The 17383-nt window shown below is 45.6% G+C and carries 17 protein-coding genes; 1 reads left to right on the forward strand and 16 read right to left on the reverse strand.

All coding sequences use genetic code 11. The annotated features are described in order from the left end of the window. Positions 1–70: 70 nt before the first annotated feature. Positions 71–1459 carry a tRNA uridine-5-carboxymethylaminomethyl(34) synthesis GTPase MnmE gene (gene mnmE, locus HMPREF1705_RS03190; protein ID WP_009202358.1) on the forward strand — a complete coding sequence of 463 codons (1389 nt, stop codon included), beginning with the start codon at positions 71–73 and terminating at the stop codon, positions 1457–1459. 92 nt (positions 1460–1551) lie between these two features. Here the strand turns inward: mnmE and HMPREF1705_RS03195 are convergent, their stop codons facing one another. The 16 genes from HMPREF1705_RS03195 to HMPREF1705_RS03270 all read right to left on the reverse strand — a co-directional run bounded on the left by HMPREF1705_RS03195 (position 1552) and on the right by HMPREF1705_RS03270 (position 17378). Further along, positions 1552–2448: a triphosphoribosyl-dephospho-CoA synthase gene (locus HMPREF1705_RS03195; protein WP_009202357.1), complete on the reverse strand. Its 897-nt coding sequence runs from the start codon at positions 2446–2448 to the stop codon at positions 1552–1554. 14 nt (positions 2449–2462) lie between these two features. Beyond that, entirely contained in the window at positions 2463–3320 is an 858-nt protein-coding gene (locus HMPREF1705_RS03200; protein ID WP_009202356.1) for an ATP-grasp domain-containing protein, read from the reverse strand. Continuing rightward, entirely contained in the window at positions 3317–4261 is a 945-nt protein-coding gene (gene mch, locus HMPREF1705_RS03205) for a methenyltetrahydromethanopterin cyclohydrolase (RefSeq protein ID WP_009202355.1), read from the reverse strand. Before mch ends, HMPREF1705_RS03200 begins: the two co-directional genes overlap by 4 nt. Further along, positions 4248–5114: a formylmethanofuran dehydrogenase subunit C gene (locus HMPREF1705_RS03210; RefSeq protein ID WP_009202354.1), complete on the reverse strand. Its 867-nt coding sequence runs from the start codon at positions 5112–5114 to the stop codon at positions 4248–4250. The genes mch and HMPREF1705_RS03210 overlap by 14 nt, the downstream gene beginning before the upstream one ends. A gap of 28 nt (positions 5115–5142) precedes the next feature. Continuing rightward, positions 5143–6246 (reverse strand): methyl-accepting chemotaxis protein, encoded by a 1104-nt coding sequence (locus HMPREF1705_RS03215; RefSeq protein ID WP_242603510.1) that lies wholly within the window; start codon positions 6244–6246, stop codon positions 5143–5145. Positions 6247–6446: 200 nt separating this feature from the next. Continuing rightward, positions 6447–7337, reverse strand: a complete 891-nt coding sequence (fhcD, locus tag HMPREF1705_RS03220) for a formylmethanofuran--tetrahydromethanopterin N-formyltransferase (protein WP_009202352.1) — start codon at positions 7335–7337, stop codon at positions 6447–6449. After that, a complete protein-coding gene (locus HMPREF1705_RS03225) occupies positions 7327–8295 on the reverse strand; it encodes a beta-ribofuranosylaminobenzene 5'-phosphate synthase family protein (protein ID WP_009202351.1) in 969 nt (322 codons plus the stop codon). The genes fhcD and HMPREF1705_RS03225 overlap by 11 nt, the downstream gene beginning before the upstream one ends. Then, on the reverse strand, positions 8292–8843 hold the full coding sequence (locus tag HMPREF1705_RS03230; RefSeq protein ID WP_009202350.1) for a DUF447 domain-containing protein: 552 nt from the start codon (positions 8841–8843) through the stop codon (positions 8292–8294). The genes HMPREF1705_RS03225 and HMPREF1705_RS03230 overlap by 4 nt, the downstream gene beginning before the upstream one ends. After that, entirely contained in the window at positions 8833–10161 is a 1329-nt protein-coding gene (locus tag HMPREF1705_RS03235; RefSeq protein ID WP_009202349.1) for a DUF6513 domain-containing protein, read from the reverse strand. Before HMPREF1705_RS03235 ends, HMPREF1705_RS03230 begins: the two co-directional genes overlap by 11 nt. Beyond that, positions 10140–10697: a flavoprotein gene (locus HMPREF1705_RS03240; protein ID WP_242603511.1), complete on the reverse strand. Its 558-nt coding sequence runs from the start codon at positions 10695–10697 to the stop codon at positions 10140–10142. The genes HMPREF1705_RS03235 and HMPREF1705_RS03240 overlap by 22 nt, the downstream gene beginning before the upstream one ends. Next, positions 10658–12124, reverse strand: a complete 1467-nt coding sequence (gene mptA, locus HMPREF1705_RS03245; RefSeq protein WP_009202347.1) for a GTP cyclohydrolase MptA — start codon at positions 12122–12124, stop codon at positions 10658–10660. Before mptA ends, HMPREF1705_RS03240 begins: the two co-directional genes overlap by 40 nt. After that, a complete protein-coding gene (locus HMPREF1705_RS03250) occupies positions 12121–13782 on the reverse strand; it encodes a formylmethanofuran dehydrogenase subunit A (RefSeq protein WP_057940672.1) in 1662 nt (553 codons plus the stop codon). The genes mptA and HMPREF1705_RS03250 overlap by 4 nt, the downstream gene beginning before the upstream one ends. Further along, positions 13776–15047: a formylmethanofuran dehydrogenase subunit B gene (locus tag HMPREF1705_RS03255; RefSeq protein WP_057940673.1), complete on the reverse strand. Its 1272-nt coding sequence runs from the start codon at positions 15045–15047 to the stop codon at positions 13776–13778. Before HMPREF1705_RS03255 ends, HMPREF1705_RS03250 begins: the two co-directional genes overlap by 7 nt. After that, a complete protein-coding gene (locus HMPREF1705_RS03260) occupies positions 15044–15400 on the reverse strand; it encodes a molybdopterin dinucleotide binding domain-containing protein (protein WP_057940674.1) in 357 nt (118 codons plus the stop codon). The genes HMPREF1705_RS03255 and HMPREF1705_RS03260 overlap by 4 nt, the downstream gene beginning before the upstream one ends. Next, positions 15381–16520, reverse strand: a complete 1140-nt coding sequence (locus HMPREF1705_RS03265) for an ATP-grasp domain-containing protein (protein WP_057940675.1) — start codon at positions 16518–16520, stop codon at positions 15381–15383. Before HMPREF1705_RS03265 ends, HMPREF1705_RS03260 begins: the two co-directional genes overlap by 20 nt. Next, complete coding sequence (locus HMPREF1705_RS03270) at positions 16521–17378, reverse strand: NADP-dependent methylenetetrahydromethanopterin/methylenetetrahydrofolate dehydrogenase (protein ID WP_009202342.1); 858 nt, start codon at positions 17376–17378, stop codon at positions 16521–16523. Between the last annotated feature and the right edge of the window lie 5 nt (positions 17379–17383).

Genomic DNA, 17383 nt, shown 5'->3' on the forward strand with positions numbered 1-17383 from the left:
CCCTCTCTTTCTGTTCCAAGAAAGAAGAGGTATAATTGTACGATCTTTTGGACAAGGGAAAGAATAACTGGTGTTGGAAAAAAGTTTTTTAAACTTAGATGACACTATCGCATCTATATCTACAGCTTGGGGTGAAGCCGGAATAGCCATAGTAAGACTTTCCGGCCCCCAAGCTCTTGATATTGCAGAAAAGGCATTTAGAGGAATCAAACCCCTTAAAGACACGCCCCCCAGATATATGCGAAACGGATTCCTACTCGACGAAAGGGGTGCCCCAATAGATGAGGTGTTGGGAGTTTGGTTTCGCGCGCCAAAAAGCTATACGGGCGAAGATGTGGTAGAGATCCACTGTCATGGCGGCTTGCTTGTTGCCTCAAAATGTCTCGAGCTCCTGACTGCTCAGGGTGCCCGCCTTGCTGAGCCTGGAGAATTTACACAGAGGGCTTTTCTGAACGGAAGAATAGATTTGACCCAGGCTGAAGCAGTGCTTGGTGTGATAAGGGCCAAAAGTGACGAAGCGCTCCTTTCTGCTGCAAGAACCTTGCGTGGAGAGCTGTCCGCCAGGGTCAATGGTATATACGATTCCTTGCTCAATATTTCTGCAACTTTAGAGGCTAACCTCGATTTTCCCGAGGAAGATATACCATATCTATCTCAAGATGATCTCTTCCAAAGTTTGAAAGCAATAGCTTTAAATCTCCAAGATGTGATATATCGCTGCAAAGTTGGCAAAGCGCTCAGAGACGGAATAAAGGTAGCAATAGTCGGCCGCCCTAATGTGGGGAAATCTTCCATATTTAACGCCCTTTTAGAGGAAACGCGAGCTATTGTAACTCCTATACCAGGCACAACAAGAGACATCATAGAAGGAAGCATAGTGCACAGAGGAATTCCCATCATATTTATGGATACAGCAGGCTTGAGGGCAACGGATGACCTAGTAGAAACAATTGGCGTAAGCATGGCTCAAAAGGCTTTAAGAGAGGCCGACTTGAGGCTATGGATAATAGATGGGAGCGAGCAACTCACCAAAGAAGAGATCGACATGGCAATGGAGCTTAAAAATCACTCCCATATCGTGGCGATCAATAAAGCCGATATCCCCCAAGTAATTTCACTTGAAGACGTTAAGCAAATGCTTCCAGAAAGCGAAATCATGGTCCTCTCCTCTTATGACAAAGAAGCCATAGGGGAATTAAAGGAACGAATTGTCAAGAAACTGTTCAAAGATTCGGCAATAAACGAGGGTTTCAACGCAACGGCAAGGCAAATAGAGACCCTAAAAAGCGTGTTGTCCTGTGTTGAAAATTCCATATCCTCCCTAGCATCCGGAGAGCCGCAAGATCTCGTCGCCTCCAATTTGCTCGAGGCGAGATACTATATTGACAGATTATTGGGACGTAATTTCGACGAAGACCTGATTCATTTGATTTTTAGCCAGTTTTGCGTGGGGAAATAATTAATACAGAGGTCATTAAGAAACGCCTTTCGTCGCTCGGAAATTCCCTCTTCGGTGATCGGATAAAATTACCAATTCACTGCCTCGACAAACTACCAGCGTGTGACGAGATCTCTCATAAGGCCGCGATGAATGGCGTCCAGGAAATACAAAAAAATCCCCGATACCACCAAATCTGCCGTCGTGCCTGGATTTCTTTTATTTCCTTTTTTACGGAGGAAGTTATCGAAATTATGAATAGATTTTCTTCCTCTTTCGGTCATAACCCCTCCCCTCTCCAAAACCTCGAAGGCCTTTCCGGAAATCTCTACCGCTTCCTCCCATCCCAGCTTGCGGAATATCAAAGTATCGGGAACCTTGGAAAGAATTGTCAAAAAGGCTTGCACAGCAGCATCTCGCAATCTCAACCCCCTCTCCAGCGCGTCGGCAAAGGATGGCAAGGAGAGCTCGAAGGTAATGGAAAAATCGGTCACGTATTCCCTTGCTATAGAATCTCTATCCGAAGCAGCAGCCATTGCTTCTCTCAAAGTGATTCCCTGAGGCATCTCATTTACGTCATATAGGTCCACCCGACCCATACCGCCTGCGCCCGACATCCTTATGGCTTCATATGTCTTGACGGCGTCGCTTTCGCTTAGACTGCCAAGAACACCTCTTAAGGAATTGCGAATAGCTTCGGTATCAGAATCGTTATCGCAACATAGGGCAGCTTTAGAAAGGGGAGCCAATAGCAATATAATGCCTAAATTCACATTTGCAGAGGTGAGCTTTGCTCTTGCTTTAATGCTTTCCAAAACGATTTCTCCCACGGACAATCTGTCAAGCTCTTGAAAGGCCGAACCCAGTGCGACAGCCCCTGCAAAAAAATCAAAGGGGTTAGTGTCGTGAAAAGATCTGTTTATATGAACGTTGCCAGGTTTCTTTGAGCATACTTCAACGATTGAAGCTAATTGAGCGGCCCAGATAATCTCGTCTATAGCATACATCATGTTTAATCACTCTATCATAATATAGCATCGACAATGGTCGATGCTATATCCGATCGCGCAACCTGCTGGAGCCCTCTCCAACCCGGTATTCCGTTAACCTCCAATAAGTAAAGCTCTCCTTCTTTAGAGGGCAAAATATCAACTCCTGCATAAAATGCTCCAACGGCCTCGACAGCGCGTAGGCTTAAATCGACTATACTGGTGTCCGGATCCAAAGGGCTAACCTCTGCTCCTAGGGCCACATTGCACCTCCAATCAGAGGAGTGCCTCTTCATCGCTGCTATAACACGCCCATTTATCACGAAGACCCTTATATCATTACCTTCGTGGGGAATGAACCTTTGAAGATAGTATACATATCTACATTGATATAATGCCATAAATACTCTATGAGCAGTCTCGGGATCCGTCACCCTTATCATACCTCTGCCTTCCGAACCAAAGAGAGGCTTAACCACTACATCACAGCCCAATTCCTTAAAGGCAGTCATGGCATCTTCATATCTTTCAGTAATGTAAGTCTCCGGAACTTTCAATCCTGCCCGAGAGAGCAAGGCTGTAGTATACATCTTGTCCACAGTCCTCTCCAAAGCCCGAGGGGAATTCACAATCTCTACGTCCTTAACTTCCCCCAGCACATGAAGCAAGTCCACCCTAAATATCACCTGTTCCAACGAACCTCCAGGCAAGGAACGTACTAAAACCACATCTCCAATATCTGTCCCAACGCCCGGACAAGCTATATCATCCTTTATAAAAGCCTTCATTTCTTTGGCGCGAAGAACGTTAACGACAACACCTCTTTTTTGAAATGCCCCTATCAGTGCCTCAACATGCCAGGCGTTTTCCGATCCCAATATCGTTACCTTCATTGTTCAAACCATTCGCGCCTCAGAAGCTCGAGGTTTTCTCTTCCGAAGTTCTGCCAACGCCCTGTAGCAATATTGTTTATTGATACGCTTGCCGGACTGAAAAGCATGGGATCTACTTGGTAAAAGTCGTAATTATATCTTTTAAAAAGCTCCGAAAAGGGTAAACCATAATCTTTAGAAGATGCGGAGGGCAGTTTTTCGGCGATGGAATCGATCGCAGAATCTTTGTCGCAGAGCGTAAACCACACCTTGCCACCATATAATACCGCATCGTTAGTCCAACCCATAGCAGTCATAAAATCTCCTGGTGTCGGGGAAATGGGGCAAATTCCGTAACCGTGGATGAGCATCGTCGTATCGTAACCTAGTTCGAATAGTTTATGAACCCCTGTTTCAACTACTCTCGATACGATCTGAACGGCTCCTGCCAAGGAATTGGTAGGTGCCACCAAAACGTACAGGTCCCTCGGATCGACGTCGCATTTTCTTGATATCGAATCCAATAAGCTTTCAGGGGGAAGTATAGATGATTCGATCGCCAGCACGGCAACGGGTGAAGTTTCTTTGTATTCAAGCACAGAATACAAGGGCTCGTTGCAGTAAAGCGACCTGGCGGGGCCGGAACCCAGTGCGAAAAAATCTCCCTCTTTCAGGGCCCAACCAGCATATTGCGAAGCAAGGCAGGCAACTGCAGGATTTGCAACCTGCACTGTAACGCTAGGGATCGATAATCCGGGATAGACGCCGAAACTCACCTCTCCAAAGCCTCCCATACAGGCCTCTGCGAAAAGTCTGCCCGCCTCATAAGAACCATTCGAACCTATGCCAACATCTAAAACTGTCGATCCTGTCTTTGTCTTAATAACGGATATGCCCAATTCATGAGATTTTTCGATCATTTCGCTTACGCGTTCATACGCTCCCTCATTAAGAGTTTTCAAGGATCAAAATCTCCCCCTTCCCCAGCGAAGACATATCTCCAACATGCCTTCTGTAAAGACCGTTAAAAATTTCATCGGTAATGGGAAAACCTCTATCCCATAAATACTTAAAATAAAGCTTCAGGTATGTGGGCGAATAAAGGCAACTATAGCCAAACGTTGAAAGCACTCTATCGGTTCCTCCTATCGATACTATGCTCCCCCTCTTCATGCCACCACCTGCGTTGAGCCCCATTTTTCCAAATACTACAATCGTGCCTGCTATCATGTTGGCTCCGGCAAAATCTCCGGCATCTCCCGTCACTGCTATGAGGCCTCTCCTCATCCCCTCTCCAACCCTGTTTCCAACAGAGCCGAAGACCATGATCATACCACCTCTCATGCCCTTGCTGTTTCCTGGAAGAGGAGAGCCTAGCATGGCCTTCGCATTGCCCTTTACGATTACCGTCCCGCCCGACATCTCACAACAGCACCGTGGCTCTAAATTACCATTAACGACAATCGTTCCGCCTTTCATACGTTGGCCCAAGTGCATGCCTGCATCTCCCTCGACCATGATCAGGCCCGATGTCATCCCTTCACCAATTCCTTTGACGTGTTTTAGTTCGCCCTCAAATATCAGCGCTTCGTCACCCTCGTATTTCACTTCAAAGACATCACCAAGGTCTGCGGACTCATTGCCAACGAATACTTTGAAGGAGGCGATTTCAACCGGCTCCTTGCCCAATACCGACTCAGGCAAAATCCCGTCCACCTCTATGGGAATTGCCACGCTTTTCTTTAAACTTAAGGTAACTCCCTTCACCTTTCCTGAGTAAGCCTTCCCCAACGTACAAAGGGCACAACTATGCATTCTCTTCACCTCGGCACTCTGTGTAAACTTACTGTAACTTATCCCCCTCCCAAAGCCTAAACTGTCCGACAAGGCTTCGAAGGGTTAATGCTAGTTCTTCCATATTGTTCGATTTGTCGCTCAACTGCGAGGCCGATTCGGCAAGGTCCGTCATAGCTTTCTTCGCTTCTACGACGAAGTCCTTTATCCTTTCCACCTCTCTAGATATGCTTTGTAGGGTGGCAGATATCTCTTCTGATGATGCAGCCTGTTCCTGAGAGACCGAAGACAAATCGTTCGCGGCAGAAGATATCTTTCTAAGGTATTCTAAGATATCTTCTATTACCTTCATGGTCGCCTGAGCCTTCTCGTTCGCATCTAAAGAGACATCCGATCCGACCTTTACCGAATTTACGACACTGTCTAATTTAAATGACATATCATTCATTTGATGGGCTACGTTGCCAGCGACATCGTTTGATTCATAAGCCAACTTCCTAATCTCTTCTGCGACCACGGCAAATCCCTTCCCTCCTGCACCAGCTCTTGCTGCTTCTATCCCTGCATTGAGGGCTAACATGTTCGTCCTGGTCGCTATTTTTGAGATGTTTTCCAAAAGCAAATTGATTTCTTCGATCTTTTGCACCAGTTCGTTTACTGTGTCTATATTCTTGATAGATTCCTGGGCTGCCTCCTTGATCTTTTCTCTCATCACCTGAATAACCCCTAGCCCTCTTTCCGCCGACCGTGAAGCATCAGCAATCTCCTGAGCTATATCCATAGTCCTCGATGCCGCTAATTGATTTCCAGAGGCTACTTCTTGAATTCCCTCGGTGATGGCATTCATATCGGAGACAAACCTCTCAACCATGTCCGACAATTTTGTAATTTCATTAAGAAGGTTACCTGCTACTCGATCATCTTTGTTTGCCATTTCGTGTACTATTTTGGATACATTTTCTATCTCAGTGGAGGAGTTGGATATTACTCCTATTAGGTCCTGAATACGATCTAGGAATTCATAGGTCGACTTGCCCACTTCGGCCATCTCATCGCGAGACCAAACATCGTATTCGAGGGTAAAATCTAATGTTTCCTTTAACTTTTTTAAAAATTTCCTATATTCGTCTATTGGAAGGGTTATAGAGAACAAGAGGGTTAAGCCACCTATTATTGTAAATAGAATTAATATCGTGATGAAAATTATCAAAAGATCAAAGGACTCCACGACATTTAAATGCACATACCCTATTGCACATTCAAACACTAAAAGTATTGTTAAAAAGACCATAATACGTGATTTTATCGATATTTTTCTTAATAACTTCGAAATTTTCACGATCAACCACCCAATCACATATTCTTTAAAATTTCTAGCAAGTGGAATTTATATTGTCCCAGGTTTCCCCCATAATTTCCTGCAGTTATCGAAATTACGTTGCATGAAGTTGCAGCTAAAAGGCCGTAGCCCATCGCATCTCTTACAGACTTTTCATCCAAACCGTCTATGACTATTTCATAAACGGCATTCACTTCCTCTGACAACGAAGTCTTTACTTGCCTTTTCAGGGTGGGACAAAAAGAAACATTAGTGGAAGCGTTCAAAAAAGGGTATGTAGAGCTAACTTTACTACCGCTTCGGACGATACCGCCGGGAAAGGGAAGAATTATCCCTGGCACTTTCTTCATGGACTTTACGGCCCTTTGGGCAGCTTCGAGACAAGAGGTAACGTCTTTAGCCAAAATCAACAAGTTCCCGCCACCCACGCCTTTCTTCACGCAAAACTTTTGCTCGACCAAAAACTCCCCATCCATTACGGGAATCCTCCAAAATCTCCTCTTGTCGAGAAATTTGCTCGATTGATAAGAATCCCCGAAATATCTGAGTTTTCCGCCAACGTCTATCTGCTCTCCCTCATCAAGTCCGTTGTAGCAGGCCGTAGTGGGACAGGTCATTATGGATTGGCCTATTCTAGAGATGAGCTGAGACTCCAAAGCTGACTTGGAAACGCCAAAGATCAAAATGCTTGTTCCGGGACGGCCGTCCGGTGTCTGAGTGCTATTCAACTCCGCCTCTATTCCCGCCTCACAGCCACAACCAATGACGGATGTGGCAAATCCCGTGGCAGACACCGCTGCCGTCATGGCCCATTCAGGGGTATCTGCCGTAACTACGAGCCGGCTTCCCCACATTGAAAATGCCTCTGCGTAAGTATCTTCGACATTAACTCCATTATAAATCATTAAATCGATCCCCTCTCACTTCCACGCATGCCCCTTCCTGCGCACAGGAAGTAACAAATATCAACGAGCCATCTCCAAATGTGTCTTTAAGCTTCGCGCAAATAACTCGTGCAGTCCCTTGATCTTGTGTTATGCCGTAAACTGTTGGCCCCCACGAACTTTGCCCGATGCCTACAGCTCCTTCTTTTTTCATACAAAGCGCCATGTCCTCAGACAGTTGCGAGTTGAAATTCCCCCCTTGTGCTTTAGAAAAACAACGGCCAATCAAATCCTGTATTCCTGTAACAGCTTCACCGAAGCCACAGATTTCTTTTTCTACAATGGAAGGCAACAGTTTCATCAATGTAATTCGACATATATTTGAAGACAACTCCTCGTGTATGCTTAGGGATCGAAATTTTTCGTCCTCTTCAGCACCGCTTATTCCTTTAAGAAACAAAGGTATTGCAACGACAAAGGCCCACTCGCGCGGAAGCAGGCTGTGAAAGAGCAAAGGAGGAAAACCTGTTCCGCCCCACCTTTTGTGCCCCCCATCCAAGACAAACCCTCCTCTTTCAAACGTTACGGTACCGACACTTGACCTTTTGCTTCTTCCCATTATGCCTGCCAAATCCTTCACCGATACGTCTATCCCAAAGAGGACAGAAAGGGCCCTGCCTACTGCTAAGGCCAATCGCGTTCCCGATCCCAGCCCGACGTGGGAGGGTATGGAGGAAATGATTTTTATGTCGACACCCCCTTGAATGCCGAAGAAAGACAAAAACTTCTCTGCGTATTGCAATGCCCTTTCAGCATCCGGTCCCTCTACTGTCAAAATGTCGTTCAAGGAGACATCCAGCACTACCTTTGGCTCGTTTATGCCCACGCCTATGCCGCCGAAAATTCTTCCAAGGCTCCCGTTTAAATCAAGAAAACCAAAATGCAGTCTGGCGCCTGTTTCGACGTGAACAACCCTCAACTAAATACCCCCTTAAGATAATTATCTATGACGGCAAGCGCTTCCATTTCCCGCTCTCCTCCAGTCTTTTCTACTATGATCTTCGCCTCGAATATGCACCTATCAAAAAAACTCTTTTTATAAAATTGATATCTTGTTGCTGCTATCAAAAGTTCCATAATTGAACATTTAGCTCTATTATAGCCCTTAAAGGGACGCCCTATTCCATAATAAAGAACGGAACAGAGAAAGCTTCCTCTATCTGTCTCTTCGCTCACCTCGAAGGCTTCAAATTCAATCCAGGAACAAACATCTACATATACAAACCCGGCTATTTTTTGAGCTTGTCGGCATTGAAGATCAGGATCATCCAGGGCGCTAAGGCAAAAGGATAAAATGTCATCTGTGATATTGGCTACAAAATAGCCAAATCTCAATAGATTTCTGTATGTATGGCTGGATTTATAGGGATACAAAAAATATCGACCTTCACTTTCTTTTAAGCCCATGGGTGCCCAATTGGGAGATCCGTCGGCATTCAAGGTGGAAACTATAACTTCATAAATCATCGTCTGACAAATAGCCCCAGTCCAAGGGGCGCTCCTGCATATATTTTTTGCCCAATTTCGCGGCCAAAAAAGCTTTTTCGAGCTCTCTCCCTAAATAAAAGGCATGACCCGGATCGTTAACACCGATGGATTGAAAAAGCATATTAATATCTTTGCCCTTCAAAAATATCGAATTGTTGAAAATATATATATACCCATCTGCTACAAAAATACGGAAGTTTTTATCCGTTACTTTTTTATGAATGTCGATTATCTCCTCTTCGCTATAGACCTCGAAAGGAGTATCCTTGGCTGTCACTAATCCCAGGTTAAAACCCTTGGGCAACATCCCCGATTCCCTTGCACTTTCGTGCATTAAGCTCGCCAGGTATGTTTCCCTTACTGCACCCCTAGCCCAACTTGTCACTTCAGTTGTCAAGACATAATTGATCTCAAGCTCCGCACAAATTCCCAAAAGAATGGCATTTATTCCGGTAGAGTCTGCTTCCGTAAGTTCTGTCAAATTTCCGATCCCCATAAGCATCTCATCATCAGGGAAGCGTCTTCTGTATTCTACGTAGCGTCCGATCGACTCGGAAAGGCCAAAGGGAAGGGGGTCAAGAATTGGATCAACCAGATATTTCTTGCCTCTATCCCTTAATCTGGCCACGTTCCTTTCCAATGAATTAAGGTTTTTGTCTTCAAAATCGGGTATTACAACCACCGGACATGACAGCCTGAAGGCAAGATCTATGTTGAAACTGTTGACACTCAAATAAAGGTCGATGCCGAATTTATCAGCTTCTAGGGCTGTCTTTTCGTCAAATGTGTCAAGGCTAACGCATAAGTTCAACTCCTTTAAAACCGATACAATGTCGCCAATGTTGGGGATAGACCCCTTATTTGGTCCGCCAATGTCAATTATCGTTGCTCCCTTGGCTTTGTAATCAAGTGCTTTATTGACAATTTCATTTAGCGTCATTTTATGAGCATCAACTATCTCGGCCAATATCCTTATATTGGGCTTTGTCTTTTTCAAATGCGTCGAAAAACCGAAAAAGCCGGGGAGGTCTTTTAGATCCTTAGGACCCCTCTTGACTTCCACGCCCAACGCTTCGGCAAGAACCTTCTCATCGCCCTGACACAAGCCTGGCAAAATGACGACATCAGCATCCCCTGCGCTCCTCAGCTGCGACATAACCCAGGTAACGTTCATAAGAGCCGCAACGGAGATAGGCAAAACGGACACTTCATAAGAAAAAGGAGGGTCCATGTTCTTCAGGATATTAAGCAAGGCGTTATGGGCTAACCTGCCAGTTACAAATAAAATCTTAGACAATCTTTCAACTCCCTGAGATCATTTGCTACCCCTACTCCCGGAAAAGTCTTCAGAGTCCGGAGGTGTTGCAAATCGATGGGCCTGGGGTACACCATAATTTTTCTTCCCGTTGGCGTAAGAGACTCTATCCTTGGAGATACGTCGCTTGGTAAAACCAATATCGGGACTTTTGATTTTCCAGCCTGGGAAAATAGATTTGACGGAAGGGAATCGGCTATCCCTAAAGCGCACTTAGCCACTGTATTCGAGGTCGCAGGCGCTATGACCAAAAGATCGTATCTTCCGGCAGCAAATGCTCCACAGGATGGCGAGCTCGACTTGTAGTCTTTTACTATGTTGATATCCCTACGTTCTAAGAAATCGCCGTATTTGTACATCTTTATTACTTCAATGCCGGCGCATGATAAAAAAAGGTCTATTTTGTCTTTGTTTTTTTCGACAATTTCCAAACATTCTTTTAGAAAATGTCCTGCCCCGGTAACAACCCATGCGACTTTCATAGCTTCAACCACTCTTCCAAAGTAACACTTGAACATAAGATATCATCTTTTAAGCGTATTTCACCTCTTATATCGCCCAGTAATCCGCTTCTTTCCGCAAAGGCATTATGTTGATGGATGCTTTCCAAGCTCTCCTCTCTAGCCAATACAAAAGTATCATCGGGAAGATCGGGGTAAACTTCCACTAAATTCAACAGCATATGCCTAACAACGTCCTCAGCAAACCTGGCATTTTGATGAGCTTTATTGACAACAAAAAACTCATCAGGCCTCTTAAGCAGTTCATATGTCTCGGAACTCATTGATGCCTCTATAATATGTACCAGATGCTCCGCTCGAACGGACATGTCAGAACCGACGAGCAGCGTCCCCCTTGCCCTCTGATTATGAGTGGCCATCGGGATCAAACTGACGATCTTTGCTGCTTCCTCTGAAGTATAACCTGCTTCCTTAAGCAACATCCTCGAATGTGAAGCCATCATGTCTTGAGCGCAGGGACAGGCAGTCATCCCTTCAACTTCTACGCCAATAACCCTGCGAGACATTTTGCCGTCAGTGGATGCGATACCTATAAATGTAAATAATTCCTCGGTCTTCTTGGCCGAAATCGGAGTCACCCTTTCCATTGGATACTTCGCTTTTATCCGCACCTCAGCTTTCTTAGCTCTCTGAGACTGAACAACCTGAAGGGCAAGCCTCTCGGCAAGGCTTTCAATATCCGGAGAAGGTTCCAGGGAAATCTCTTCTACTATGCCTTCCAATACATCTGTAAATCTTGACATGTGCACACCTGCTTTGTATGGATCGAGGTAGGCAAAAAAATCAAGCGTGGCGTAAAAAAGCTCCGCCTTACCCTTAACCCCCAACCTTATTACCCTATTCAAATTTGTAATGCCCACCCTGGACAAGCCGACATTAATAGAGGGTCGACCACCCTGTATATCGCTTTCCAGTTTGAATTTAAGGCTTCTGTCTACCTTTTTCACAGTTGAAGCATCTATTTTTTGAGACATATCTTTTATCGTCTCGTTTGTAAGGGGGTGAACGTAGTCTGGAGCTATTTCCGCCAAGGGAATTAGAGTAAAAGCTCTTTCCTGCATTCTAGGATGAGGTATCCATATATCACTTTCCTTTATTATGAGATCATCGTAAAATAAAAGATCTATATCTATGGGTCTGGGGGCATTTCTCTCAGCAAAGGTGCGTCCCATCCTCCTCTCTATCCACTTCAAAAAAGCCAACAGGTCTTTAGGCGAATCGTCGGTGGTAATTTGACAAGCCATATTCAGGTACTTCGGCTGGTCACTTCCGTCTAACGGCTCCGTTTCGTAGAAAGAAGATACCCTTTCTACTTTCGCTCTTACCTGGATATATTGAAGCGCCTGCAAAATATTGCTTTGTCTGTCGCCTAAGTTGGCTCCTAAAAGGATAAAGGCAACGTGTCTCTGTTCCTGTAAGTTCACTGGCAGGCCACCCCTTTAGTGTCTTTTAAGTACTCTTCCTGGACGGGATAGTTATCAAAAGAAAGGGTATAATATCTCTCAAAATCTTCTCTTATTTTATCTACGATTAGCCCGTCATAAGAAGGATTCACCCTATATACCACCCCGGGGATATCCCTTAAAATCGCACCATCCCTCACGACTATTTCTCCACCCTTTATAACCCATGACGGAAAATCAAGGGCTCGGCGACAAGGTTTAAAGCTGCAGAGACACTTTCTTTTTCCGAACTGATTAGGATCATATACCGCCACGTCTCCATCGGCTCCAATGCCCAGATGTCCCTTTTCCGCCAAGCCTAATATCTTTGCTGGAGCAGCTCTCGTTATTATCGCTATTTCATAAAGAGTATACTCTCGATTCAATTCCCTCAAGACCGACCCCCTGAAGGCCTTCGGAGGCAATAAGCTTATAAAGTGATCCCTGTAATCTTTATCCATCAAAAGCCTTACAACTTGAGGATAACAGAAGAAAGGCCCTGCATTGGGATGATCTGTCGTGAGAGCCAACTGCCACGGATCTTTAGTCAGTAAAAAAAGCTCCATACCAGTAATCCATTGAACTGCCGACGAGACCGATTTAATTTTATATTCCAAAGGAACTATTCCGCCACCGGTCTCACACTCCACATCATCATTACACCACTTATGGCCCGTCATTTTTTGTATTCTATACTCAAGAGGTCCATCGGACGTCATAGTGACGGCATTGCCGAAAACGATCTGGCCGACGTCCATTGTCACGTTGGGATGCCCATTTAAAACTTCGGCAACAGCCCCGGCGCCACTGCGTAGCCCACCTTTTTTGTTCCTTCCATAGCTCATAAACTGCAGGTGACAGAGGTGAAGTCTGCCGGGGATATCTTTTATGATCTCCACTGTCGTATCGGCGTTTCCGGGCAACCCCAAGTTTATTCCGTGTAGATGTACCGAATGGGGGAGGTTGAGTTCATCAACTATAGTGACTAGACTATTTATCAATTTTCTCGATGTAATGCCAAAATGTCGCACTTCGTCATCCCAACTTTCCACATTACCTCCCCACTTCCAGTTCTCAACTCCGCCTGGATTTACTACTTTAACGCCATAACCTCCAGTCGATTTCAGCAGCCAGGCCACGATATCTCTTGCTTCGTCGATTTTGCCCTGCGAAATCCTGTCCATCAAAATTTCGTTATTACCCATGGTAATTAATATCGCTTTATCCAAAGAAGGCATGTCTCTTAACTCTTCGTGAGCATGACGTGTCACCAGGGGGGCAGATGCAGCCTCTACAACCGTAGTGTACCCCATCTCGACATATCTGTAGGCAGTCATGAATGTCGTAGGCACTCTGGAGCCGACGCCGGACCTCAATCCCCTTTCGGCAATCCTAAAATGCTCATAATGATCTTCAGGACAAAGCTTTCTGCCCATATTAACTTTGGACCCTGCAATATGTGCATGCATATCAATACCGCCCGGCATCACAATCATGCCGTCTGCATCTATTGATATTGCATCTTTAGGGATGTGATCGGGCTTTTCAACAATCTTGCCGCCTTCAATGTAAATGTCCCTAACTTCTCCGTCTATATCGTTTATTGGGTCATACACCTGACCGTTTTTTATAACTAACATTCTTTCACGCCCTCAAAGATAGCTTCCAAAACCTCTTCGTCACTCTTTCTCTGTCGTTCCAAAGGAGCTTTCAAACGCAATGGCACACTGTCCATTCTATATGCAGTACCTTCGCAGTCTACTCCATACATAGCAGTCGGAAAATAAACAGTAGCGATTTTCGCGGTCAAGCTCTCCACTGGATCTATCACTATGGATGGAATTTTCTCGATATGTCTTGTCGCCCCGGCAGGAAAATGTGCAACCGGATCTGATGCTATGACCAGCAAAGCGTCTGCCTCCCCGCCGGACAATAGATCGACAGCGGTAAATTCGCCGGGGCCGTACCTGGGATACCCCTTTGAAAAGTTGATGGCAAAAGGAAACCCGCATAGCCAGGACATAACCTGATCCGCTCCGGTCACGTTACCGTGACCTCGCATCGGCAAAGCAGAAAATCTCGTATAATTATTCAACTCCCTGACCAGAGAAAAGACCTCGCGAACGTTTAAATCCCTACCTTTCGTCATGGTCAAACCCATTCCGAAAAAGATGACACCATAACGACATGACTTCATTGTATGAACAAATTGTTGTAATAGTTCTGTCGGAACCCCTCCAACCTCGGTTGCGCTTATAGCCTTACCTTTTACAAGGGCCTTTATCGCTAAAAGAACTTCGTAGTCATATCCTTGCCTTATTTGTATAAATAGGTCTGCCGCCTTGGCCGTCTCTGAACGACGGACATCAACGACTACAACTTTGCGGTCTTTCCTCCCTTCTGAGATAAAACGCCCCTTGGGCATGGCTGAATACCTGGCAAAGTGTCTGCTATGAGATACAAGGGGGTTGCAACCCCAAAATACGAGCAAATCTGCCCTATTTTTTATCTCCCCCAAGGTGCAGGTCGGCTCTCCAACGGATTGCATGGCCAAACCCGTGGGCCCATGGCATACAGAAGAAGTAGAATCTATTGAAGCACCGATAGTTTCTGCGAGCTGCACCGAGATGCGTTGCGCTTCGATCGATGTGGAAGATAAACCATATATTAACGGATACTTAGCAGAGGAGAGGATGTTCGAGGCTTCTTTTATCGCCTCAAGAAAGGTAACCTCCTTTCCGTTAACTCGAGGCGCACGGAAATGAGGATCGTAACCCTCGAACAAACCTCTTCCGTTGGCACATGCCTTCTCGACCTTGGTTATGTTGTTGTTCTCAATAGTTAGGGTTATATCGTCACACAGACAACCGCAAAAGGTGCATACGACGTTCTTCTCGATCTTCATAGCGCCTTGTCGACCTCCACCTTTAAGCCCTTAAAGGATGGCATACCCGTTCCCTCGGTCTCAGGTCCTACCAGAAGGTTAACCATTGGGCCCATGGGCATGAAAACTACATCTTCGGGCAATCCCATGTCTGCGCACGTCTTTACCCGCACACTTCCATAGGGAGTCGTCAATAAAATCTCCTCTCCCTCGCTTAAACCAAGTTTTTCCAGAAGCAGGGGCGATAAAAAGGCCTTTTCAACTGCTTTTTTATAGCCGTCACTATTTTTACCGCCATGCATGCCCTTGGCCTGCTCCAGCGTCCGTCCGGATATCAAAGTACAAACTTGCACATCAATCTTTCCGCCTTTCATGATAAACGTCGCTTCTTAACTCTCGATATATCTCATTTGCCCTTTCATATAAATGAAAAAGGCAGCCTTCTTCGCTTATACCTCTACCAAATACGCTACATACAGGAGAACTTTTGGGGATGCTCTCGCCGGGAAAGGGAATGTCGGCATGCACCCCGAGCCAACTGGATGTATCGGGGGTCATTGAATCTGCTTTGGCATAAACTATGCCTTTAGAAACGATTTCAGACGGATTGACCAAGGATACCTCTTCCAGCTTGCCCTCGCAGGCCAATTTGTGGAGAGAGAGTAAGGGCATGTTGACATAGGGTTCAATCAGCTCCATAGAAGCTGTGTATCGAGGATTGATCTCCACTAAACAGGGCCTTTCGTCTCCGCCTAATATAAAATCTATACCGAACAGGCCTTTCAGGCCAAAATGACCCACCATTTTCTCTCCCCATTGTGATATCACATCTGCCAGACCAGCAAAATCAGGCGAAAGGGGAAACACGTTGCCGCACCACTTAAAGCCAGAACCCCCAAGCAATTCATCACCTATAAGCTGTCGTGTCATGCCTAGAAGTCGACAGCCCTTTCCGTCAGACAAGAAAGACGCTGAGGCAGGAAGACCTGACACAAACTTTTGAACATAAAATCCTTCTCCTATTTCCTCCCCCTCATAAAAACGGATACCAAAACCGCTTCCACCATACACCGGTTTCATCAACCATCTTTCATTAAGATCCATATTGCTCGTTTCATCGGGCAGCAAGGTCGTTGGGAAATTAATCCCCATTGTGTGACAGGCGTCGCGCAATGTTACAGGATCTCTAATGTCGCGCAAAACTTCGGAATCGTTGCCCAACAATAACTTGTCTTTCGAAATAAAATGTATAAGAGAGGGCTTGATATCTGCTCCCCCGGTGTAGATAACAGCATCATATTCGATCAAGGAACAAACTTTAATGATCGACTCCTCGCTAAAAGGAAGACCAAAATCCCTTCCTACTGCCAAACTGGGAATTATGAGCCTTTGATCAAGATCTCCGAAGTAGTCTACAGCAATAATCTTTAAGTCCGCCTTTAACGCAGACTGCGCTAAAGCCCTTGTGCTCACTCCTACGAGTAGGACCCTCAATTAAGAAAGCTCCTTGGCCATCTCTAATATCGATTTTGCGTCAAAGACAATGTCGTTTTTCTCGAAAAGTTTTGCAACGCATGCCCTGTGCACTCTCATCTTGAGTCCGCCGATTCCCATAGAACCAAATAATACCTTCCCCTCTACCACTTCTCCGTTGAAAGAAGATTTCATCCCCTCCACGCCAAGGGGTGGCACAGCGTTGACGTCCCCAAGGACTCGCAAAGTAGGATGACCCTTCCACAACTCCTCCCCGATTAAAGTAACTCCGGGCGCTCCGGTGCAAAGAGCGGCTACAGCACCATCCAGGGCTTCTTTCGTGCTTTCATCGTCGAAGGCGGCACATGCGTTTACTTCCAAACCAAACATAGCCTTTATCTCTTCCGCAGACCTTTTTGCCTTTTCCAGCTTCCTGGATGTAACAAAGACCTTTGCCCCTTCTATGGCAAACATCGCTGCAGCCCGTTGTCCTACGGGACCGGTACCCGCCAACACAACTACCTTTTGCCCCTTGACGTCGCATTCTTTGGTCATCTTTGCAACTGCAGCAGCAGCTGTGGTATTGCAACCGCTGGGATCGAACATTACAGAATTCCTCACGTTACCGAAAAATGTACTTTTGACTATTTCAAGTATTTCAGCAGCCTCAATCACCTTGGAACCGCCTATAAAAATGGCGCTGAATTTTAAATTGTCTCCTCCGCGGGTAAACATAACTCCATAAACTAAATCTCTGACGTTTTCTTTCGTTACATTTCCATATTGCAGGACGATATCAGCTCCGGCGTCATAAGCTGTTACGGCATCGAAAACGCTGGGCAAAGAATCGCAATCCAATTGAAGCAGGATTTTTTTCAAGACAT

This window comes from Acetomicrobium hydrogeniformans ATCC BAA-1850 (genome assembly GCF_000160455.2).
Classification (GTDB): domain Bacteria; phylum Synergistota; class Synergistia; order Synergistales; family Acetomicrobiaceae; genus Acetomicrobium; species Acetomicrobium thermoterrenum.